This window comes from Streptomyces abikoensis (assembly GCF_014648775.1).
Classification (GTDB): domain Bacteria; phylum Actinomycetota; class Actinomycetes; order Streptomycetales; family Streptomycetaceae; genus Streptomyces; species Streptomyces abikoensis.
This window is the reverse complement of the sequence record NZ_BMRT01000001.1, coordinates 141,092-161,034: the sequence shown is the minus strand read 5'-3', so window position 1 is coordinate 161,034 and position 19,943 is coordinate 141,092. Positions and strand designations below refer to the sequence as shown.

Sequence of the window (19,943 nt, the reverse complement as noted above, 5' to 3'; positions counted from 1 at the left end):
ACAGCTTCGCACAGCACCCCGGACCACTCCACTCGGGACGCGATTGCCGGTCCGGGGGAGCGGGGCGAGCCTGGAGGAGCGACGAGGAAGGGAGCGGCTCCATGCGTGTTTCCGTCATCGGCTGCGGCCATCTGGGCATCCCGCACGCCGTCGCGATGGCCGAGATCGGCCACGAGGTCATCGGCGTCGACCTCGACCGGCCGAAGGTCGACCGCCTGACGCGAGGTCAATGCCCCATTCACGAGGGTGGGTTGGCCGACCTGCTGGCCCGGCACACCGGGACCGGGCGGCTGCGCTTCAGCACCGGCTTCGCCGGGGCGGCCGCCTTCGCGGACGTCCACTTCCTCACCGTCGGCACCCCCCTCGACGCCACCGGACGCGGCTACGACACCACCCAGGTCCTCGGCGCCGCCGAAGCGCTGGCACCACACCTGACCAGGCCCTGCGTCGTCATCGGCAAGTCCACCGTGGCGGTCGGCACCACCCGGGAGCTGGCCGGGCTGCTGGCCCGCCGGGCACCGGCGGGGGAGGGCGTCGAGGTCGTCTGGAACCCCGAGTTCCTCCGCGAGGGACACGCCGTGGAGGACACCCTCGCACCCGACCGCATCGTCGCCGGAGTGCCCTCCCGGCACGCCGAGGACGTCGTCCGCGAGCTCTACGGCCCCCTGCTGCGCCGGGGGATCCCGCTGTACGTCACCGACCACGCCACGGCCGAGCTGATCAAGATCGCCGCCAACGCCTACCTCGGCATGAAGATCTCCTTCATCAACGGGGTGGCCGACATGTGCGCCGCGGCCGGAGCCGACGTCCAGCAGCTCGCCGAGGCCCTCGGCCTCGACCCGCGCATCGGCCGCGGCGGCCTGAACGCCGGGCCCGGCTACGGCGGCGGCTGCCTGCCCAAGGACATCCGGGCCTTCACCGCCGCCGCCGAAGCCCTCGACGCCCCCGAGGCCGCCGCCCTCCTCGGCGCGGCCGAGCGGGTCAACGACTCACGGCCCGCCGCCGCCCTCCGCCTCGTCGAGGAGACCCTGGGCCGCGCCGTCACCGGCGCGAAGGTCACGGTGTGGGGCGCGGCCTTCAAGGCCGGCACGGACGACATCCGCGAATCCCCCGCCCTCGCGATCGCCACGCTCATGCACCGGCGGGGCGCCGCCGTCACCGTCCACGACCCCCTCGCGGTGCCCACCGCGCTGACCCACCACCCCTATCTCACCTACGAGACGGACCTGGAGGCGTCCGTCACCGGGGCCGAACTCGTCGTCCTGGCCACCGAATGGCCGCACTTCCGCCACGCCGCCGCCGACCACCTCGCCACCCTCGTCGCCAGGCCGGTCCTCGTCGACCTCCGCAACCTCCTCGACGCCGGCACCTGGCGCGCGGCGGGCTGGACGGTCCGGCAACTCGGCCGCCCCGCTCACGAAGGGCGCTGACCCCGTCCCCCGCCGGGCCCCGGGGCGGCGATCACCCGCACGCTCCGCACGGTCGTGTCGGCGGCGTCGGGCACGACCATGCTCGCCTCCACCCCCGTCCGCAGATACCGCAGCACCTCCCCGTCGAGCCGCTCGCCCGGCAGCGCGACGGGGATGCCGGGCGGGTACGGGGTGAGCGTCTCGGCGGCGATCCGGCCCGGCGCCTCGTCCCACGGCACCTGCTCGGTGTCGCCGAAGAAGGCGTCCCGGGGGAGCACCACCTGCTCCAGCCGCAGCCGGGGCGGATCCGGCACCTCCACGGGCCGGGCGGGGCGCAGCCCGGCCGCGTTCCGCACCAGGTCGCGCAGGGCGCCGAGCAGGGTGTCCGCGGTCCCCTCGTCGTCGGCGTGGGTCAGCTGGGCGCTGATCCGCCGGTGATCGCACACGTGGAGGTTCACCCGGTGCCGTTCGCGGAGCCGGTCGGCGGCGCGGTATCCGGTGGTCCCCAGCGCGGAGAGGTCGACGACGAGCTGGAGCGGGTCCAGGTCCGCCGCGTGCCCGGGGTCGCAGAAGTCGGCGCGGCCGTGGACGTGGAGGCCCGGCAGCTCCTCGATACGGCACCGCACGTCCTCGGCGAGGGCGAGGGCGCGGTCGTAGAGCTTCCGGCCGTCCAGGACCATCTGGCGACGCCATCCGTCCAGGGCGGCGTGGACGAGCACGGAAGGGCTCGTGGTGCCGAGCAGGTCCGCGCAGGCGCTGAGCCTCCTCGCGTCGACCCGCTCGCCCCGGAGGTGGAAGACGGAGCTCTGCTCCAGGCCGGACCCCATCTTGTGCGCGGAGGTGACGCACACGTCCGCTCCCGCGTCCATGGCCCAGGCCGGCAGGTCCGGGTGGAACGGCAGGTGCGCGCCCCACGCCTCGTCCACGATCAGGGGCCTGTCGTGGCGGTGGCAGACCTCCGCGATCGCCTCCAGGCCGGCACAGGTGCCGTACGGGGTGGGGCTGGTGACCAGGGCCCCCTTGGCGTCGGGGTGCCGCCCGAAGGCGTCCGCGAAGGCCCGGGCGGACGGCGGATGCGCCAGGTGGAGGCCGCCGTCCCAGCGCGGCTCCACCCATATGGGGCGCACTCCCGACAGGATCAGCCCGGCGACCACCGACTTGTGGGCGTCCCGGCCGATCAGCAGCTCCTCGTGGGGTCCGGCGACCGCGAGCATGGCGGCCTTGACCGACAGGGAGCTGCCACAGGTGGAGAAGAACGTGTGGTCGGCGCCGACCGCGTCCGCCATCAGGGCCTCGGCCCGGGCCAGCACGCCGTGCGAACGCGTCCGGTCGTCGAGGCCGCTGATGGCCAGGACGTCCCCGGTGAACACCGCCTCGCCCAGGACGGCCAGGACCCGCTGGTCGGTTCCTCTCGCCTGCTTGTGGCCCGGAGGCGTGAACGGGGTCTGTCCCTGAGCGCCGTACGCGGCGAGAGCTTCCAGCACGGGTGCGCACGTATGGTCCATGAGGGGCCGCCTTCCCCGGTCGGCGACGGACAGACGTCCGCGCGGCGGATTCTCCTACGCGTTCCCGATCCGGAGCGTCGGCGTGGCGGGCAGCGGGGGCCGGGGCCGGCTCGCGAGCGACGGGTCCACCCTGGCGCAGCGCCACAGTTCCTCGGCGTACGGGACGGCGACGCACAGCGCGACGGACGCGAGGACGCCCGCCCGGGCGCGGCCGGACAGCGGCCGGGCCTTGGGCCGCAGGCGGAAGTCCGGACGCGCGGGTCCCCGCCCGAAGAGCGCCAGGGCCTGGTCCCAGTGGAGGGCGGTCAGGGAGAGGACGGCCATGAGCGGCACGGTCTCCAGCAGACTGTGCACGTGCTGCTCGGTCGTCGTGACCCGGCGCCGCTCCTCCGCGTACGCCACGTCCCAGAAGGCCGTGGCCTGATGGGCGCACAGCCCGAGCAGGGCCCACGCCAGCACGCCCGCGTCGACCTGGCAGAACAGCCCGAGCACCACCGGGAACCCGGCCTCGGTGAGCATGACCGCGTGGATGACGGACTCACGGGTGCCGGCGGTGCGCTCGATGCCGGAACGCCGGTGCAGCCACCAGTCGGCCAGGCCCGCGCCGATCCACAGCGGCACCACGAAGCCGACCAGGATCCGTCGCGTGGCGTCGTCCACCCCCGCGTGGCGCCGGGCCTCCCGGTTCACGAAACGCTCCGCCCCGGGCACCCCCGCCCCCAGGAACCGCCGCAGCCGCCGTCGTACGATCGCCCTCACCGCAAGGCCCTCCACTCCAGCCGGGAATCTCCACCCCACGCCGCCCGGCCGGCGTCCGCAACCGGGACGGACCGTCCGAACGGAGCAGGCATGGCGGGCACCGGCCCGGGGCAGGTGCCAGCCTGACCTGTGGGGACGGTACCGGCCGCCCCCGCACCCCCGATCGCCTACCCGCGACCTCCGAGGCGGTAACCATGACCGCGTACGACGACATGACCACCGCCGCACGGTCCCCGCACCCCCGGGCGGCGGTCTTCGACGTGGACGGCACGCTCGTGGACACCAACTACCTCCACGCCGTCTGCTGGTGGGAGGCCTTCCACCAGCAGGGCCACCGCGTGGCCATGACGGACATCCACCACACCGTCGGCATGGGCTCGGGCCGGCTCCTGGACCGGCTGCTCGGCGAGGACCGCGACCACGACGGCGACGACGCCCTCAGCGCGGCGCACAAGTCCCTGTACGCCACCTACTTCGACCGCCTCCCCGTGCTCGACGGAGCGGCCGACCTGCTGCGCGCCCTCGCCGACCGGGACTGGCGGATCGTCCTGGCCACGTCCGCGCAGGGCTCCGAACTCGAGGCGCTGCGGCGCGCGATCGGCGCCGACGACGCGATCCTCGACGCCACGAGCGCCGATGACGTGGACGCGAGCAAGCCCGCCCCGGACCCGGTGCGCCAGGCCCTCAAGGACGCGGAGACGCCCCCGGAGCGGGCGCTGTTCGTCGGGGACACCGTCTGGGACGTCGAGGCGGCGCGCCGGGCCGACGTGGGCTGTGTGGCGCTGCTGTCCGGGGGGATCGGCCGGGCCGAGCTGGAGGAGGCGGGGGCGATCGCCGTCTACCGCGACCCCGCCGCGCTCCTGGCGGACCTGGACGACAGCCCGTTCGGCCGGATGGAACGGGCCTGAACCGACAGCCGTACGTGTGGGTTCCGGTTTCCGCCCACCGATGCCGGGAAACCGGAACCCATGGTGCGAATCGGCTACACGATGATGACGGAACAGGCAGGGCCGAGGGATCTCGTCGCCCATCTCGTGGGCGCCGAGGAGGCGGGTTTCGACTTCTCGGTGATCTCGGACCACTACTTCCCCTGGCTCGCCTCCCAGGGACACAGCCCCAACGCGTGGGCCGTCCTGGGGGCCGCCGCGCAGGCCACCTCCCGCATTCCGCTGATGACCTTCGTGACCTGCCCCACCACCCGCTACCACCCCGTCGTGGTCGCCCAGCAGGCGGCCACCGTCCAGGCCCTCTCCCAGGGGCGCTTCCGGCTGGGGCTCGGCTCCGGGGAGAACCTCAACGAGCACGTGGTCGGCGAGGGCTGGCCCTCGGTCGACGTCCGGCAGGAGAAGCTGGCGGAGGCGGTGACGATCATCCGGGCCCTGTTCGAGGGCCGGACGCTCACCCACCACGGCGTCCACTACGACGTCGCCCACGCGAAGCTGTGGGACCTGCCCGACCCCGTCCCGCCCATCGGCATCGCCGTCTCCGGCGAGGACTCCTGCCGCATCGCCGGCCACCTCGCCGACCTGGTCATCGCCACCGAGCCGCGCAAGGAACTCCTCGACTCCTTCGACAGCCACGGCGGCGCCGGCAAACCCCGCGTCGGCCAGCTGCCCGTCTGCTACGACCGGGACCGCGACGCGGCCGTCGCCCGCGCCCACGACCAGTTCCGCTGGTTCGGGCTGGGCTGGCCGGTGAACGCCGAGCTCCCCCACGACCTCGCCTTCGCCTCCGCGTCGCGGTTCGTCACCGAGGACGACGTGGCGGACGCCATCCCGTGCGGCTCGGACGTGCGGGACTTCGTCGAGGCCGTCCGCCCCTACGCCGAGGCCGGCTTCACCGAGATCGCCCTCGTCCAGATCGGCGGCGGCCACCAGGAGGAGTACCTCCGCTGGGCGGCCGCCGAACTCCTCCCGGCCCTGCGCGAACTCTGAACCCGCGCGAACTCCGGGGGCCGCGGACGCCCCGCGTCAGCCCAGCAGCCGGGCCGCGACCTTCAGATCCGCCACCAGCCCCGCGTACATCGCGGCCCGCTCCTCGTCGTCCGCCCGCAGCACCGCGGACGGGTGGATGGTGGCCACCAGCGTCCCCTCGCCCTCCCCGGAGCCGTCGAGCGCCGGCAGGGGCAGCGCCAGGCCACGCTGCTTCCCCACCCTGAACGACGACCCGAACAGCGCCTTCCCCGCCGTCGCGCCCAGCGCCACGACCACCTCGGGAGCGACCAGGCGCAGCTCCTCCGCCAGCCACGGCCTGCACGCCCTGATCTCCTTCAGATCCGGCGCCTTGTGGATACGGCGCTTGCCGCGCTGCGCCGGCTCGAACTTGAAGTGCTTGACGGCGTTGGTGACATAGGTCCCCCCGGGGTCGATGCCCGCCTCCCCGAGGGCCCGGTCCAGCACACCACCGGCGGGGCCGACGAACGGCCGGCCCTGCCGGTCCTCCTGGTCGCCCGGCTGCTCGCCCACCAGGAGCATGCGCGCCGAGGTGTCACCGGCGCCGAAGACCGTCTGGGTCGCCTCCCGGTACAGCGGACAGCCCTGACAACCCGCCGCCGCGTCCCTCAAAGCACGCAGGCCGGCTCCTTCGGGCACATAGGGCCCCGCGTCGTAGCCCTCGGGTCCTCGTGACATGTCGATCCTCCCTGCGGTCGGTCACAGTGTCGCCCCCCGCGCCGTCCGATCGGCGGCTCTCGCCCTGCGCCGTGGTGTCGCGAGTGCCACGGTGGGCATGTGCGTGAATGAGCGAGAGGAGTCAGCGATGCCCAGGGGTTCCAGCTCCAAGCGTGAGCGGCAGTACGAGCACATCAAGGACAGCGCGCTGGACCGGGGGGAGAGCAGGAAACGGGCGGAGGAGATCGCGGCGCGCACCGTCAACAAGGAGCGGGCCCGCTCGGGGGAGTCGAAGACGGCCAGCCGGTCCTCGCTACAGGACATGTCGTCCTCGAAACGCGGCGGGAAACGCTCGCACTCCGGCGCCCAGGGCCCGACCAAGGAACAGCTCTACAACGAGGCCAAGCAGAAGAACATCGAGGGGCGCTCGAACATGAACAAGGACGAGCTGAAGCGGGCCCTGGGCCGGAGCTGACCGGGCACGGGGGGCCGCATGCCCGCGAACGGAGCAGCCGGAACGGAACCACCGGAAGCCGAGGGGCCCAGGCGGGACGGCCGTCACGAGTCCCCGGCCCAACGGGCGGACCGCCGCTGGACCGAACTGCTCCAGGAAGTACGCGTCACCCAGACAGGTGTCCAGATCCTCTTCGGATTCCTGCTCACCGTCGCCTTCACCCCCCGCTTCGCCACCCTGGGCGACACCGACCGTGCCATCTACGTCGTCACCGTGGTGCTGGGGGCGGCCACGACCGGCGCCCTGGTGGGGCCGGTGGCCTTCCACCGGATCGTCAGCGGGCACCGGCTCAAGGCGCAGACCGTGACCTGGGCCGCGCGGCTGACCATGGCCGGCGTGGTCCTGCTGCTGGCCACCGTCACCTCGGCGCTGCTGCTGATCCTGCGGATCGCCCTCCACAACGCGGCGGTTCCCTGGGTGGTCGGCGGCGTGGTCGCCTGGCTGATGCTCTGCTGGTTCGGGCTCCCGGGCTGGGCGCTGCACCGGTACGAACGCAGGAAATGACCGCCGGACCGGCGGGAAAGGAGCGTCACCCGAGATGCGCATCGCGTTCCTCATGGCACCGGAAGGTGTCGAGCAGATCGAACTCACCGACCCCTGGCAGACCGTACGCGACGCCGGAGGCACCCCCGAGCTGGTCTCCACCAAACCCGGGCGCGTCCAGGCGTTCCACCACCTGGACAAGGCGGATACCTTCGCCGTCGACACCGACCTGGACCGGGCCCGGCCCGACGACTACGCCCTGCTGGTGCTGCCGGGCGGAGTCGCCAACCCCGACGCGCTGCGCCTGGACGAACGCGCCGTCGCCTTCGTCCAGGCGTTCTTCACCGCCGGGAAGCCCGTCGCCGCGATCTGCCACGCCCCGTGGACGCTGGTCGAGGCCGGCGTCGTCGACGGTCGCACCCTCACTTCCTGGCCCAGTCTGCGCACCGACATCCGCAACGCGGGCGGGAACTGGGTCGACGAAGAAGTCGTGGTCTGCGGTGAGGGCCCCAACACCCTGATCACCAGCCGTAAACCCAAGGACCTCAAGGCGTTCGGCGCCGCGCTGACCGAAGAACTCCGGAAGCTCGGCGGGTGAACCTCAGCGGGTGAAGCGGTGGTCCTCCTCGATGACCGGGGCGGCCGGAGGCGGCGGCTGGGTATGCCGGCGTTTGAACACGCTCACATACGCGGCGGTGCCGAGGAAGCCGACCGCCATCAGGATCAGGCCGACAAGAGTGATGTTCATGCCCTGTACGTGCCAGTCCACGGCGAAGCTGAGGATCGCGCCCACAGCGATGAGGCCGATGCACCATCCCATGCCCATGGTTGATTACCTCCATCGGTTCGGCTCAGGAGCGCGTACCCCCGGCCGGGAGAGTCAACCATCGGGCCTGTGCGTACGACCGCGGCCTCCTACCAATAGTGGCGCCGGCCGCCGACAGCGTGACCCGCCGCCCCCAGGACCCACAGAATCAGGCCTATGACCAGCAGGATGATGCCGATCGTCCACAGGATATGGAGACCCAGCACGAATCCGACGATGAGAAGGATGACACCTAGGATGATCACGACGATCTCCTGAGTTCTACTCGCCTGTACCCCAGGCTGGGAGGGCGGCTGCACAAGGGGCAGCCATTCTTTTTGCCCGAGCCGACCTAGAGGCCGACAGGTGCCTCAAGTTTCATGATATCTCCGGGACGGTGCGCCGGGAAGGTCAGGGAGCGCCGCCGGGGGGCGGCGCTCCCGCATTCACTGCTTGCCGGACTTCTTTATCCTGGCGGCCGTCTCCTGAGCCTTTCCCTCCAGCTTCTCGACATGCCCCCGGATCTCCTGCTTCGGGTCGCCCGTGACGCGCCCGGTGGTTTCCTTCAGGGCGCCCTTGACCTGCTTGGCCTTGCCCTTCGCCTTACCCATGATCGCCACTCCAGAGGACGGAATTGCCTGTGCCTCCAGCTCACTCCTTGCTTTCCGCGCCCGCAACCGGGGTCCGGTGCGAGCACTGATTCGATCCGGCGTGGGGCGAACGGGGGATACGCCCGTGCCCGACGGCTGAATGCCCCGTTTACCGGTCACGGCCGCAGGGAACGGAGAGGCGATGCCGCAGCTGGAGATCGATCGCGTCCTGGAGCCGTCGGAAGGGTCCTTCGACCCGGGCGGCGGCCTGGGCGGGCGGATCAGGGAATACCTCACCACGACCGATCACAAGACGATCGGGAACATGTACCTGGTGACCTCCTTCGGGTTCTTCCTGCTGGGAGGGCTGCTGGCGATGCTGATGCGGGTGGAGCTCGCCCGGCCGGGACTCCAGCTCTTCAGCACCACCCAGTACAACCAGCTGTTCACCATCCACGGCACGATCATGATGCTGCTCTTCGCGACCCCCACGTTCACGGGGTTCGCCAACGCCGTCATGCCGCTCCAGATCGGCGCTCCCGACGTCGCCTTCCCCCGCCTGAACGCCCTGACGTACTGGCTGTTCCTCTTCGGCGGGCTGATGGTCGTCTCCGGGCTCGTCGTGCCCGGCGGGGCGGCGTCCTTCGGCTGGTTCGCCTACGCCCCGCTGAACAGCGGCGTCTACTCGCCGGGCGCGGGCGGCGACCTGTGGGCCATGGGCCTGGTGCTGACGGGAGTGAGTACGACGCTGGGCTCGGTCAATTTCATCGCCACGATCCTGTGCCTCCGGGCCCCCGGGATGACCATGTTCCGGATGCCGCTGTTCACCTGGAACGTCCTGCTCACGGCGGTTCTGGTGCTGCCCGCCTTCCCCGTGCTGACGGCGGCCCTGTTCGCGCTGGAGGCGGACCGGAAATTCGGCGCGCACGTGTTCGACGCCGCGAACGGCGGGGCCCTGCTCTGGCAGCACCTCTTCTGGTTCTTCGGCCATCCCGAGGTCTATATCGTCGCCCTGCCGTTCTTCGGGGTGGTGACCGAGATCATTCCGGTATTCAGCCGCAAACCCGTCTTCGGCTACACCGGAATGGTCGGCGCGACCATCGCCATCACCATGCTCTCGGCCACGGTCTGGGCCCACCACATGTTCGCCACCGGCGCGGTACTGCTGCCGTTCTTCTCACTCATGTCCTTTCTCATCGCAGTCCCGACCGGGGTGAAATTCTTCAACTGGATCGGCACCATGTGGCGGGGCAGCGTCTCCTTCGAGACGCCCATGCTGTGGGCGATCGGATTCATGGTCACCTTCCTGCTGGGCGGGCTCAGCGGAATCGTCATCGCCTCCCCGCCCCTGGACTTCCATCTGACCGACAGTTATTTCATCGTCGCCCATCTCCATTACGTCCTCTTCGGCACCATCGTCTTCGCCATGTTCGGCGGCTTCTACTTCTGGTGGCCCAAACTCACCGGCAAAATGCTGGACGAGCGCATCGGCAAGGTGCACTTCTGGACGCTGTTCACCGGATTCCAGACGACCTTTCTTGTCCAGCACTGGCTCGGCGAGATGGGCATGCCCCGCCGCTACGCCGACTATCTGGCGGCCGACGGATTCACCGTCCTGAACACCCTCTCCTCCATCGGCGCGTTCCTGCTCGGCCTGTCCACCCTGCCGTTCCTGTACAACGTCTGGAGGACGGCGCGGTACGGCGAGAAGGTCGAGGCCGACGACCCCTGGGGGTACGGGCGCTCGCTGGAGTGGGCCACCGGCTGCCCCCCGCCCCGCCACAACTTCGAGGCGATCCCACGGATCCGCTCCGACTCGCCCGCCTTCGACCTCCACCACCCGGAGGTCCGCGCCCTGCCGGCCGGTTCCGGCACGGTTGAGCCGACCCCCGACACGCTGGGAGAACACAGCGAATGAAGACCGAGGCCTGTCTCTTCGCCGGTGTCGCGGTCTTCTTCCTCCTCACCGACGCGGTCTACATGTGGTTCTCGCGGGAACCGGCCGGCAGCGCGGCGCTGACCGTCTGCTTCCTCATGGCATCCGTCATCGCCTTCTTCTGCGCCGTGAACCACCGCCGCAGGGGCGGCAGACCGGAGGACCGCGGTGACGGGCGGATCCACGAGCGCGCCGGCGCGCTGGACTTCTTCCCGCCGCACAGCGGCTACCCGCCCCTCACCGCCCTGGGCGCGGCCCTGCTGGTGCTCGGCATCGTCTACGGGCTGTGGCTGTTCATCATGGGAGCCGCCGTCACCGTCGCGGGAATCCTCGGCATGGTCTTCCAGTTCCTGAACGCGGACGACTGACGCGGACGACTGACGCGGACGACTGACGCGGACGACCGACCCGGGCGCCCCGGCGCCTACTCCTCCTCCGCCCCGGGCAGCGGCCCCAGCGTCCGGCCCGAGACCTGGAGCCGCTGCTCGGTGGTGGCAGGCATCTCCACCCGGTCCCGGTAGTACCAGGAGCTGAGCGCCGCCCGGAGCCGGTACCGGCGCGGCGACCCCACCGCCGGGCGGGACAGGGGCGCCGGGACGTCGCGCACCAGCAGCCGGTAGTGGTATGCGGACGCCAACGGCCGGCTCCCCTCGCGCATCCGCCCCTCCGGCGACTGGCTGACCGCCCCCGTCTCCTCACCCTCCCGCAGCAGCTTGCGGTCGTGGGCCTGCAGCGCCAGGCAGACCCGCTTGGTGACGAGGAAGGCGAGCGGCGGCCCGGCGACCACCGCCACCCGGTAGATCCAGGTCAGCGTCTCCAGGGACACCCGGAAGACCATCGCCGTGACGTCATTGCCCGCGGCCGCCAGCAGCACCGCGTAGAACACCACGGCCGCCACACCCAGGGCGGTGCGCACGGGCCGGTCCCGGGGCCGGTCGCACAGATGGTGCTCCATGAGGTCCCCGGTGACCCACCTCTCGAAGAAGGGGTAGAGATAGAGCACCAGGAAGAGCACCCCGGGCAGCACCACCGCGGGCAGAAGGACGTTCCACATCAACGTGTGACCGCCCACCATGTTCTCCCACGGCGGCATGAGCCGCAGGGCGCCCTCCAGGAACCCCACGTACCAGTCCGGCTGGGCGCCCGTCGACACCTGGTCCGCCCGGTACGGCCCGTACACCCAGACGGGGTTGACCTGGGCGATGCCGCCGAGCAGCGCGAGCACACCGAAGACCGCCAGGTTCAGCCCCACCGACCTGGTGGCGAACTGCGGGAACATCGGCATGCCGACCGCGTTGCGGTTCGTCCGCCCGCGCTCCGCCCAGTGGGTGTGCTTCAGATAGACGACCAGCAGCAGGTGCGCCGTGACCAGCGCGATCATCAGGCCCGGCACGAGCAGCACATGCGCGATGTACATGCGGCGCACCACCACGTGCCCCGGGAACGGGCCGCCCCACACGAAGAAACTCAGGTAGGTGCCGACCACCGGGATCGACATCACGATCGTATTGGCCGTCCGCAACCCCGTGCCCGACAGCAGGTCGTCCGGCAGTGAGTAGCCGCAGAAGCCCTCCAGCAGCCCCAGCATGAACAGCGTCACGCCGATCATCCAGTTGAGCTCACGCGGCCGGCGGAACGCCCCGGTGAAGAAGACCCGCAGCATGTGCACCCCCAGGGCCGCCACGAAGACCAGGGCCGCCCAGTGGTGCATCTGCCGGATCAGCAGCCCGCCGCGCACCTCGAAGCTGAGGTCGAGCGTCGAGGCGTAGGCGCCGGTGACGAGCAGCCCGCGCAGCGGCCCGTACGAGCCCTGGTACGCCCTCTCGGCCATGTCCGGGTCGAAGAACAGCGTCAGATAGGTGCCCGTGAGGATCAGCACCATGAGGCTGTAGAGCGCGATCTCCCCCAGCAGGAACGACCAGTGGTCCGGAAACGCCTTCCGGAACAGGGCCCGGACGGCCTCGGAGACCGGGGCGCGGCGGTCGAGCCCGACGTACCCGGTGAAGGCGGCCTGCCGCGCCCGGGCCCTGAGCATCGCCCTCTGCTTCCGCAGCAGCAGCATGCGTTCACCACGCTCCCTCCGGACCGGTCCCACCGCCGGTGGACAGATGTCGACAGATAGATCACGGCACGGTCCCGGCCGTGTGCCGGAGAGCCCCGGCCCGACGGGCCGGGCGTTCCTCCCAACGGGTGCTGCCGATCGGCCCAACCGCCGCGCGGATCCGCCCGGTGAGGGGAAGGAGTGGGGCACACGAGGCAGCCACCGCCCGCCGGAAGGAGCACGGTGCCCAGGGACCCCGCCGAAGCGGACCTCATCGGCGAACTCACCGCCGACCACCTGAAGGTGCAGCGTCTCTTCGAGCGCGTCCGCGCCGCCGCCCCGGGCAGCACGGAGCGCAAGGAACTGACCGAACGGGCCACCATCGAGCTGGTGCGCCACGGGGCCCTGGAGAAGCAGCACCTGTACCCCGCCGTCCGCGAGCACCTGCCCGGGGGAGCGGAGTGGGAGGAGCGGGAACTCGCCGAACACGCCGACATCGAGCGCGTCCTTGCGGAGCTGGCGCGACGCGAGCCCGCCGAGGAGGAGTTCGACCTCCTGCTCCTGACGCTGGTGGACCGGGTGACCGCGCACGTGCTGGAGGAGGAGCAGCGGCTCTTCCCCCGGGTGCAGGCCGTCTGCCAGGCCGAGGTGCTGCGGGAGCTGGGCGAGAAGGTCCGCGCCGGGAGGGCCACGGCCCCGACCCGGCCCCGGCCGCCCGCCCCGCGGGCCGAGCCGGCCGTCAGACCGCTGGTGCCCGGCACGGGGCTGCTCGACCGGGTCCGGGACTTCCTCACCGGCCGGGGCCGGCGGGCCTCCGGGTGAACCGTCCGCCGGCCCGCCGGGGCTCACCGGCGCGGCGGACCGGACGGGCCGTCAGGAACGGGCCGTCCTGGAACGGAGGCCCACCATCCGCCAGATGCGGATCTCCCGGACGAGCCCGGGGAACTCCTTCACCAGGATGCCGAGCGTCACCGCTCCGGCCACCAGGGCCTGTGTGATCAGCAGTCGTCTGGCCATGGGTCCGGCCATGCGTCGCACTCCTTCGGTCGACGGGGTCCCGGCTCAGCCGGGCGGGATGTTCGGCATGACGTCCAGGACGGCGTCGTGCTCCTTCGCGTGGATGCCCGTCGACCGCCGGGCGTCGGACGTGCCGTCCTCGTGGTGGCCGGGCTGGCGGGTGTGCGGGCCCTTGTTGCCCTCGTGGACACCCCGGACGTGGGTCGGGGTGTCGGGTTTGACGTCGGCCTTGCCGACCCGGATGCGGCCCATGCGCTCTCTCCTTACCTCCGGGCGTCCTCGCCGCGTTCGGCGAGGTCCGTGAAGAAGCGGTCGATCGCCGGCCGGATCCGGTCGCCGCCGGACAGGCCGCGCCACTCCCGCCGTACCAGGGCGACGAGCCGGTAGCAGTCGTCGACGGGGACGATCCAGTGGTCCTGCCGCCCCCGCGCGGTGTTGACGAGCAGGGCCTCCACCTCGGGCACGAGCGCGCTCAGCGACGGGCACCGGCCGACGACCTCGCGCCAGCCCTCCGGGGCGACCTCCCAGCGTGTCGCCCCGGCCGGGCTCGGATAGTGGGCCGTCACCTCGCCGCCGGCGCGCGGGACGAAGAAGGCGAGCCCCACCGGCACGCCGAGCCCCTCCGTGGGAACGGGCGGGAGGCGGACCCGGCGCGTCGGGATCAGCAGGTAGTGGTCCGCACCGGCCGCCTCGCGGGTGAACAGCAGGGCGCACGCCCGGCAGGCGCACAGCACCTCGGCCCGCTCGGTGCCGTACAGATGCCGGTGGCCGTCCTCGGCGGGGGTGCCGCACAGGTCGCAGCGGTCCGGCTCGCCCGGGGGCCCGGCGGCCGGCCGGGCGATGACCCGGGCCAGGGCCCCGCCGGTCACGCGGGCCTCCCGGCCGTCGCCGGGCGGGTGCGGACGGCGTCGAGGGGGACGAACGCGCCGGGCCGTTGCTCGTCCGGCGGCCGATCCTCGTCCTCCGGCGCCCGGCGGACGTCCGACAGCTCGGGGGCGAGCGCGAGCACGGCCTCCCGGACGGCGTCCGCCAGACCGGCGGCGGAGGAGGGACAGCCGGACGTCCTGAGCCGGACGGTGGCGACACCGTCGGAGACCCCGGCCAGGCGCAGCTCGCCGCCCCGGTCCCGTACGACGGGCCGGACGGCCTCGACGGCCCGGGCCACCCGCCGTTCGACCGGCTCGGGGTGGATGCCGTGGAGGGCCAGCAGATGCCCGACGAGCTCGTCGTCGGCCAGCCGCTCCGCGATCGCGGGACCGGCCGCCTCCAGCACCCGGGTCAGGGCCTCGCCGTAGAGCTCGGTGAGGACCCGTACGGCGTCCAGGGCGGTCCGCGCGGTGGGCCCGGGGGCGGCCTCCAGCTTTCCCAGCAGGTCGTCGGCGCGGGTCAGCAGGGGCAGGGGGTCAGCCATGGCCGGCGCCGAAGGTCGGGGAGTGCACGGTCTTCCGCACCTGGCCGCGGCCGAGGTACATGTGCACGCCGCAGGGCAGGCAGGGGTCGAAGCTGCGGACGGTGCGCATGATGTCGACGCCCTTGAAGTCGTCCGGCCCGTTCTCCTCGAAGACGGGCTGCCCCTGCACGGCGTCCTCGTACGGGCCGGGGGTGCCGTAGCTGTCGCGCGGGCTGGCGTTCCAGGGGGTGGGCGGATAGGGGTGGTAGTTGGCGATCTTCTTGTCCTTGATCACCAGGTGGTGGGAGAGGACGCCGCGCACCGCTTCGTGGAAGCCGCAGCCGATGGCCTCGTCCGGCACCTCGAAGTCGGTGAAGGTGCGGGTATCGCCGGAGCGGACCATGTCCATGGCGCGCTCCAGGAAGGTGAAGGCCATGGCGGCGGCGTAGGCCACGAAGTAGGGGCGGGCCCGGTCGCGTTCGATGGTGTTGCTCCACCGGGGGATCTTCCACTCCAGTGTGGTCTCGGGCAGCTTCTCGCTCCTGGGCAGGGTGATCCGCACGCTGTGGCCGGTGGCCTTGACGTAGGGGGTGTCGACGAGCCCGTTGAGGGCGGTGGACCACAGCCGGGCCAGGGGGCCGCCGCCGGTGTCGAGGGCCAGATGGCTGTCGGTGCCCTGGTCGTACCAGCGGGGGCTCATCACCCAGCTGTAGTTGCCGTCGAAGTCGCGCTTCTGCGGCTCGGGCAGGGTGGTCTGGTTCCACGGGTGACGGATGTCGACGGGGTTGCCGAGCGGGTCGTGGGTGACGAACGGCTCCTCGGCCGTCCAGTCCCCGTAGAAGGAACTGCCCAGCAGGACGCGCAGGCCGAGGTTGATGTCGACGAGATTGTTGGTGACGAGCTTGCCGTCCACGATGACGCCGGGGGTGACGTACATGGCCTTGCCCCAGTCGTTCATCGTCTCGTAGCGGTAGTCGCAGACGTCGGGGTTCTGCCAGGCGCCCCAGCAGCCGAGGAGGATCCGGCGGCGCCCGACCTCCTCGTAGCCGGGGAGGGCGTCGTAGAAGAAGTCGAAGACGTCGTCGTTCATCGCCACCGACTGTTTGACGAAGTCGAGGACGCGCATCAGGCGGGAGAGGTACTCGGTGAAGGTGGTGGGGGTGGGCTGGGTGCCGACGCCGCCGGGGTAGAGGGTGGAGGGGTGGACGTGCCGGCCCTCCATCTGGCAGAACATCTCGCGGGTGATCCGGCTGATCTTGAGCGCCTGCTTGTACACCTCGCCCTCGAAGGGGTTGAAGGCGCGCATGATGTCCGCGACGGTGCGGTAGCCGTGGATCTCGCCGCGGGGCGCCTGGGTGCGTTCCGCGCGGGCGAGGACACCGGGGTTGGTGCTCTTGACCATCGCCTCGCAGAAGTCCACGAACACCAGGTTGTCCTGGAAGATGGTGTGGTCGAACATGTACTCTGCCGCCTCGCCGAGGTTGACGATGCTCTCGGCGAGCGGCGGCGGCTTGACGCCGTAGGCCATCTGCTGGGCGTAGTCGGAGCACGTGGTGTGGTTGTCGCCGCAGATCCCGCAGATGCGCGAGGTGATGAAGCCGGCGTCCCGGGGGTCCTTGCCCTTGAGGAAGACGGAGTAGCCGCGGAACAGCGACGAGGTGCTGTGGCATTCGGTCACTTCGCCGTTGGCGAAGTCGATCTTCGTGTAGATGCCGAGGTTGCCGATGATCCGGGTGATCGGGTCCCAGGACATCTCCACGATCTTCGCGGGTTTGCGCTCCCCCGTCGACCGGTCGGCCGTTGCCGTCATGTGAGTTCTCGCCTTTTCGTTCGTGTCGTCGCCCGGGTCTTCCGCGGTGCGTGGGTGCCGCGCGAGCGCCAGGTGGGGTCGTAGCCGGTGGTCAGGTCGGGGCCGTTGTGGTGCCACTTGGGCTCGCGGTTGACGGCCGTGTTGGTGATGCCGCGCAGCCGCCGGACGAGCGCGCCGTACGGTTTGATGAGCGTGGCGGAGAGGGCGCCGCCGGTGGGCTCGTCCATGAACGGCATGAAGGCGTCGGGGAAGCCGGGCATGGTGCAGCCGATGCAGATGCCGCCGACGTTCGGGCAGCCGCCGACGCCCGCCATCCAGCCGCGCTTGGGGACGTCGCAGTTGACCACCGGGCCCCAGCAGCCGATCTTCACCTGGCACTTGGGCGAGTTGTAGTCCATGGCGAAGTCGCCCTGCTCGTAGTAGGCCGCCCGGTCGCAGCCCTCGTGGACGGTCCGGCCGAACAGCCACTGCGGGCGCAGCATGTGGTCCAGCGGTGGCGCGGGGGCCGTGCCGGCGGCGTGCTGGAGCATCCAGCCGAGGGTCTCCATGAAGTTCTCGGGCTGGATCGGGCAGCCCGGTACGTTCACCACGGGCAGCCCGGCCCTGGACCGGAAGTCCCAGCCCAGGTAGTCGGCCAGGCCCATGCAGCCGGTGGGGTTGCCCGCCATGGCGTGGATGCCGCCGTAGGCGGCGCACGTCCCGGCGGTCATGACGGCCCAGGCCTTCGGCGCCAGCCGGTCGATCCACCAGTTGAGGGTGAGCGGCTCGCCGGTCTCCGGGTCGTTGCCGAAGGACGTCCAGTAGCCGTCGCCCTCGATGACGTTCTGGTTGGGCACCGACCCCTCGATGACGAGGACGAAGGGCTCCAGTTCGCCCCGGACGGCGGCCCGGAAGGGGGCCAGGAACTCCTCGCCGCCCAGAGTGGGGGAGAGGACCTTGTTGTGGAGGTTCACCTTCGGCAGGCCGGGGACGAGCCCCAGCAGCACGTCCTCCAGGGCGGGCCGGTCGGCGGCGGTCAGGGAGACCGTGTCGCCGTCGCAGCTCATCCCCTCGGAGATCCACAGGATGTCGATCTCGTCGAAGCCCTTCGCCCCGTCGGTACCGTTGTCGCCGCTCATGTCCTCGTCCTCCCTCGTTCCCGGTCGTGGACCTGGTCGTGGGTGCTCGCGGCCAGGGGCCGGACCTCGTCCGGCCGGAAGTAGTGGAACCGGCCGTACCAGTCGTGGAGTTCCGCCGCCGGGTCGTCCTCGATCGTCACCGCCAGCCGCACGCTCCCGTCCACGTCGTGGAAGACCCCCGCCACCCGGGCGGTACGGCCGACGAGGAACATGTCCTGCGCGTCGGCGCCCCGGCCGCGCGGTGCCAGCACCACCCGGCCGCCCGCCGCCACCACGACCCCGTCGACGAGCACGCTGTCCGTGGCCGGGCACACCCCGTCGTCCCCGCCCTCCCGCCACCACGGCACCGGCGCCCCGGTGGCGCGCGGCCCCATCGAACGGATCGCGCCGTGCAGCCGGCCGAACACCTCCGGCGGCATGGTGTCCACCCGGTCGAGGATCTCCGCGGCCCGCCGGTCGGTGGCCCGCGCCTCGCGCTTCTCCTCGTCGGTCAGGAGCAGCGTGCGCAGGGTGAGGATCTCGTCGATCTCGGCGGCGTCGTGGAGGTCGCCCGGGCTCTCCGGGGCCACCCGGGGACGGTCGGGCAGGATGATGGGCGAGGAGAGGACGAGGTCGCAACGGCCGGGCTCGCCCGCCAGCACCGGGAAGGTGTGGAGGTTACGGCAGCCCGCGGCGTGCGCGCGTGCCCACGGCGGCGGGTCGAGCAGGGAGAGGAAGCACAGGCCGTCGCCGCCGATGACGGTGTGGGTGGCGATCAGCGCGTGGCGCAGCGCCTCCTCGCGCCTGCTCCGCGGCCCGGCCGCCCCGGTGTTCTCCGTGCGCACGCGGAGCCGGAACAGCCCCTTCCCGGCGTCGACGCGCTCGGCGCGCAGCAGCGTCCGGGCCCGCAGCGGCAGCCGCTGCCGCACCACCCGCCCGACGCCCCCGCCCAGCTCCTCGGTCTCCGTCCCGCCGGGCGCCCCCACGGCGAACTCCCGCTCGTGCGCCACGAGGTCGGCGAGCGGGACGGCGATGTCGCACTCCTGCGGGACGGCCTCGTCGAAGGGGACGTGGACGGCCCCGGCCAGCTCCAGGGTGTCGACCGGGGCGTAGCCGCCGGTGGGCGTGCGCCGCTCCACCCGCTTCCGCCGCACCTGGAGGAACCGCACCCGTACCCGCACCACGGGGTCGGGGCCCGTCGCCCGGACGAGGCACTCGGTGCGCTGCCGCCACGAGTCGGCGGAACCGGCGACGCCGGGCGTCTCCGGTCCCTGGGCCTCGGCCCAGTCGCGCGGGGCGAGCACGCCGAACTGCCAGCGCACCCTGTTCTTGCCCGACGAACGGCGGTAGGGGTAGAGCAGATAGCCCTCGTAGAGGACGGCGTCCGCGACGGCGCGCACCCGGTCGAAGGCGGACTCCGACGGGGGGACGGGCTCCGAGGGGGGAGCGGGACCGGCTGCGGTGCCCACCGGGTTCGGTGCCAATGCGGTCTCCCTTGTGCGCGCGGAGTCACCCCACTTTCACATGATCTGTCCGGATGTGCGCGCTCCGGCGCGCAGTGGTGTGACGGGGAGCCGGACGGGTACCCGGGAGGGCGTGACCATCCGGCATCCGGCCGAGCGCGGAGGCGAGCGGCGGCCCTTCGAGCGACTGGCCGAGAAGGCCTCCCACTTCACGAGCTCACGAGCGTTCTTCGCGCTGTGCTTCCTGCTGGTGGCCAACTTCGTGGCCATGCACGTCGTCCGGCTCTCCACGGAACTCGAACTGCTCGCCGCCGGCCTGATGACCAGTGTGACCCTCCTGCTGCTCGCCCTCCTCAAGAACTCCGAGCTGCGGGCCGAGCACGCGATCCAGCGCAAGCTCGACGCGATCGCCAAGGCCCTGCTGGCGCACCACCAGGGCAAGGAGGGCGGCGAGGCCTTCGACGAGCTGCGCGACGCCATCCGGATGGAGGAGGAGATCTGAGCGTGTCCGCCGC

Annotated in this window: 24 protein-coding genes; 10 read left to right on the top strand and 14 right to left on the bottom strand. The window is 71.8% G+C overall.

Annotated features, from left to right (window positions below; genetic code table 11):
- Window positions 1–101 precede the first annotated feature (101 nt).
- Complete coding sequence (locus tag IE096_RS00720; RefSeq protein ID WP_189447316.1) at window positions 102–1,430, top strand: UDP-glucose dehydrogenase family protein; 1,329 nt, start codon at window positions 102–104, stop codon at window positions 1,428–1,430.
- On the opposite strand, the gene IE096_RS00715 is transcribed toward IE096_RS00720, so the two are convergent.
- Both IE096_RS00715 and IE096_RS00710 read right to left on the bottom strand, forming a co-directional pair.
- Entirely contained in the window at window positions 1,415–2,914 is a 1,500-nt protein-coding gene (locus IE096_RS00715) for an aminotransferase class I/II-fold pyridoxal phosphate-dependent enzyme (RefSeq protein WP_189447314.1), read from the bottom strand. The genes IE096_RS00720 and IE096_RS00715 overlap by 16 nt on opposite strands.
- Window positions 2,915–2,968: 54 nt before the next feature.
- On the bottom strand, window positions 2,969–3,673 hold the full coding sequence (locus tag IE096_RS00710) for a diguanylate cyclase (RefSeq protein WP_189447313.1): 705 nt from the start codon (window positions 3,671–3,673) through the stop codon (window positions 2,969–2,971).
- 194 nt (window positions 3,674–3,867) lie between these two features.
- Here IE096_RS00710 and IE096_RS00705 point away from each other — a divergent pair, with 194 nt between their 5' ends.
- Together IE096_RS00705 and IE096_RS00700 are read left to right on the top strand one after the other, a co-directional pair.
- The gene (locus IE096_RS00705; RefSeq protein WP_229819834.1) at window positions 3,868–4,581 is read left to right on the top strand and encodes an HAD family hydrolase; all 714 of its coding nucleotides are present in this window, start codon (window positions 3,868–3,870) and stop codon (window positions 4,579–4,581) included.
- 60 nt (window positions 4,582–4,641) lie between these two features.
- The gene (locus IE096_RS00700; RefSeq protein ID WP_189447311.1) at window positions 4,642–5,607 is read left to right on the top strand and encodes a TIGR03557 family F420-dependent LLM class oxidoreductase; all 966 of its coding nucleotides are present in this window, start codon (window positions 4,642–4,644) and stop codon (window positions 5,605–5,607) included.
- A gap of 36 nt (window positions 5,608–5,643) precedes the next feature.
- On the opposite strand, the gene IE096_RS00695 is transcribed toward IE096_RS00700, so the two are convergent.
- Window positions 5,644–6,303, bottom strand: coding sequence for a UdgX family uracil-DNA binding protein (locus IE096_RS00695; protein ID WP_189447309.1), 660 nt, complete (start codon window positions 6,301–6,303; stop codon window positions 5,644–5,646).
- Window positions 6,304–6,430: 127 nt separating this feature from the next.
- Between IE096_RS00695 and IE096_RS00690 the strand changes: the two genes are divergently transcribed.
- Genes IE096_RS00690 through IE096_RS00680 form a run of 3 tightly spaced genes read left to right on the top strand, consistent with a single transcriptional unit; the run spans window position 6,431 to window position 7,877 of the window.
- Window positions 6,431–6,757: a plasmid stabilization protein gene (locus tag IE096_RS00690; RefSeq protein ID WP_189447307.1), complete on the top strand. Its 327-nt coding sequence runs from the start codon at window positions 6,431–6,433 to the stop codon at window positions 6,755–6,757.
- An 18-nt stretch (window positions 6,758–6,775) separates the two neighbouring features.
- Entirely contained in the window at window positions 6,776–7,300 is a 525-nt protein-coding gene (locus IE096_RS00685) for a DUF6328 family protein (protein WP_189447305.1), read from the top strand.
- Window positions 7,301–7,334: 34 nt separating this feature from the next.
- Entirely contained in the window at window positions 7,335–7,877 is a 543-nt protein-coding gene (locus IE096_RS00680) for a type 1 glutamine amidotransferase domain-containing protein (RefSeq protein WP_189447303.1), read from the top strand.
- A gap of 3 nt (window positions 7,878–7,880) precedes the next feature.
- Here IE096_RS00680 and IE096_RS00675 read toward each other — a convergent pair whose 3' ends face one another.
- From IE096_RS00675 to IE096_RS00665, 3 genes are all read right to left on the bottom strand, one after another.
- Entirely contained in the window at window positions 7,881–8,105 is a 225-nt protein-coding gene (locus IE096_RS00675) for a DUF6458 family protein (RefSeq protein ID WP_126917302.1), read from the bottom strand.
- A gap of 89 nt (window positions 8,106–8,194) precedes the next feature.
- Window positions 8,195–8,350 carry a DUF6131 family protein gene (locus tag IE096_RS00670; protein ID WP_189447302.1) on the bottom strand — a complete coding sequence of 52 codons (156 nt, stop codon included), beginning with the start codon at window positions 8,348–8,350 and terminating at the stop codon, window positions 8,195–8,197.
- A 180-nt stretch (window positions 8,351–8,530) separates the two neighbouring features.
- Entirely contained in the window at window positions 8,531–8,695 is a 165-nt protein-coding gene (locus IE096_RS00665; RefSeq protein ID WP_189447300.1) for a CsbD family protein, read from the bottom strand.
- Window positions 8,696–8,876: 181 nt separating this feature from the next.
- Here IE096_RS00665 and ctaD point away from each other — a divergent pair, with 181 nt between their 5' ends.
- Window positions 8,877–10,592 carry an aa3-type cytochrome oxidase subunit I gene (ctaD, locus tag IE096_RS00660; protein ID WP_189447298.1) on the top strand — a complete coding sequence of 572 codons (1,716 nt, stop codon included), beginning with the start codon at window positions 8,877–8,879 and terminating at the stop codon, window positions 10,590–10,592.
- Window positions 10,589–10,978 (top strand): aa3-type cytochrome oxidase subunit IV, encoded by a 390-nt coding sequence (gene ctaF, locus IE096_RS00655; RefSeq protein ID WP_189447296.1) that lies wholly within the window; start codon window positions 10,589–10,591, stop codon window positions 10,976–10,978. The genes ctaD and ctaF overlap by 4 nt, the downstream gene beginning before the upstream one ends.
- A 56-nt stretch (window positions 10,979–11,034) precedes the next feature.
- Here the strand turns inward: ctaF and qcrB are convergent, their stop codons facing one another.
- Window positions 11,035–12,669: a cytochrome bc1 complex cytochrome b subunit gene (gene qcrB / locus IE096_RS00650; RefSeq protein WP_189449438.1), complete on the bottom strand. Its 1,635-nt coding sequence runs from the start codon at window positions 12,667–12,669 to the stop codon at window positions 11,035–11,037.
- Between the two features lie 225 nt (window positions 12,670–12,894).
- Between qcrB and IE096_RS00645 the strand changes: the two genes are divergently transcribed.
- The gene (locus IE096_RS00645; RefSeq protein ID WP_229819833.1) at window positions 12,895–13,473 is read left to right on the top strand and encodes a hemerythrin domain-containing protein; all 579 of its coding nucleotides are present in this window, start codon (window positions 12,895–12,897) and stop codon (window positions 13,471–13,473) included.
- A 51-nt stretch (window positions 13,474–13,524) separates the two neighbouring features.
- Here IE096_RS00645 and IE096_RS00640 read toward each other — a convergent pair whose 3' ends face one another.
- Genes IE096_RS00640 through IE096_RS00610 form a run of 7 tightly spaced genes read right to left on the bottom strand, consistent with a single transcriptional unit; the run spans window position 13,525 to window position 19,449 of the window.
- Window positions 13,525–13,680 carry a hypothetical protein gene (locus tag IE096_RS00640; protein WP_189449715.1) on the bottom strand — a complete coding sequence of 52 codons (156 nt, stop codon included), beginning with the start codon at window positions 13,678–13,680 and terminating at the stop codon, window positions 13,525–13,527.
- A gap of 33 nt (window positions 13,681–13,713) precedes the next feature.
- Window positions 13,714–13,920, bottom strand: a complete 207-nt coding sequence (locus tag IE096_RS00635) for a hypothetical protein (protein WP_189447294.1) — start codon at window positions 13,918–13,920, stop codon at window positions 13,714–13,716.
- Window positions 13,921–13,931: 11 nt separating this feature from the next.
- The gene (locus IE096_RS00630) at window positions 13,932–14,537 is read right to left on the bottom strand and encodes a DUF5947 family protein (protein ID WP_189447293.1); all 606 of its coding nucleotides are present in this window, start codon (window positions 14,535–14,537) and stop codon (window positions 13,932–13,934) included.
- Complete coding sequence (locus IE096_RS00625) at window positions 14,534–15,079, bottom strand: NifU family protein (RefSeq protein ID WP_189447291.1); 546 nt, start codon at window positions 15,077–15,079, stop codon at window positions 14,534–14,536. Before IE096_RS00625 ends, IE096_RS00630 begins: the two co-directional genes overlap by 4 nt.
- A complete protein-coding gene (locus IE096_RS00620) occupies window positions 15,072–16,868 on the bottom strand; it encodes a nickel-dependent hydrogenase large subunit (RefSeq protein WP_189447289.1) in 1,797 nt (598 codons plus the stop codon). The genes IE096_RS00625 and IE096_RS00620 overlap by 8 nt, the downstream gene beginning before the upstream one ends.
- A complete protein-coding gene (locus IE096_RS00615; protein WP_189447286.1) occupies window positions 16,865–17,986 on the bottom strand; it encodes an NADH-quinone oxidoreductase subunit B family protein in 1,122 nt (373 codons plus the stop codon). Before IE096_RS00615 ends, IE096_RS00620 begins: the two co-directional genes overlap by 4 nt.
- On the bottom strand, window positions 17,983–19,449 hold the full coding sequence (locus IE096_RS00610) for a hypothetical protein (RefSeq protein ID WP_373297978.1): 1,467 nt from the start codon (window positions 19,447–19,449) through the stop codon (window positions 17,983–17,985). Before IE096_RS00610 ends, IE096_RS00615 begins: the two co-directional genes overlap by 4 nt.
- Window positions 19,450–19,561: 112 nt before the next feature.
- Here IE096_RS00610 and IE096_RS00605 point away from each other — a divergent pair, with 112 nt between their 5' ends.
- Window positions 19,562–19,930, top strand: coding sequence for a hypothetical protein (locus IE096_RS00605; protein ID WP_189447285.1), 369 nt, complete (start codon window positions 19,562–19,564; stop codon window positions 19,928–19,930).
- Window positions 19,931–19,943: the final 13 nt, after the last annotated feature.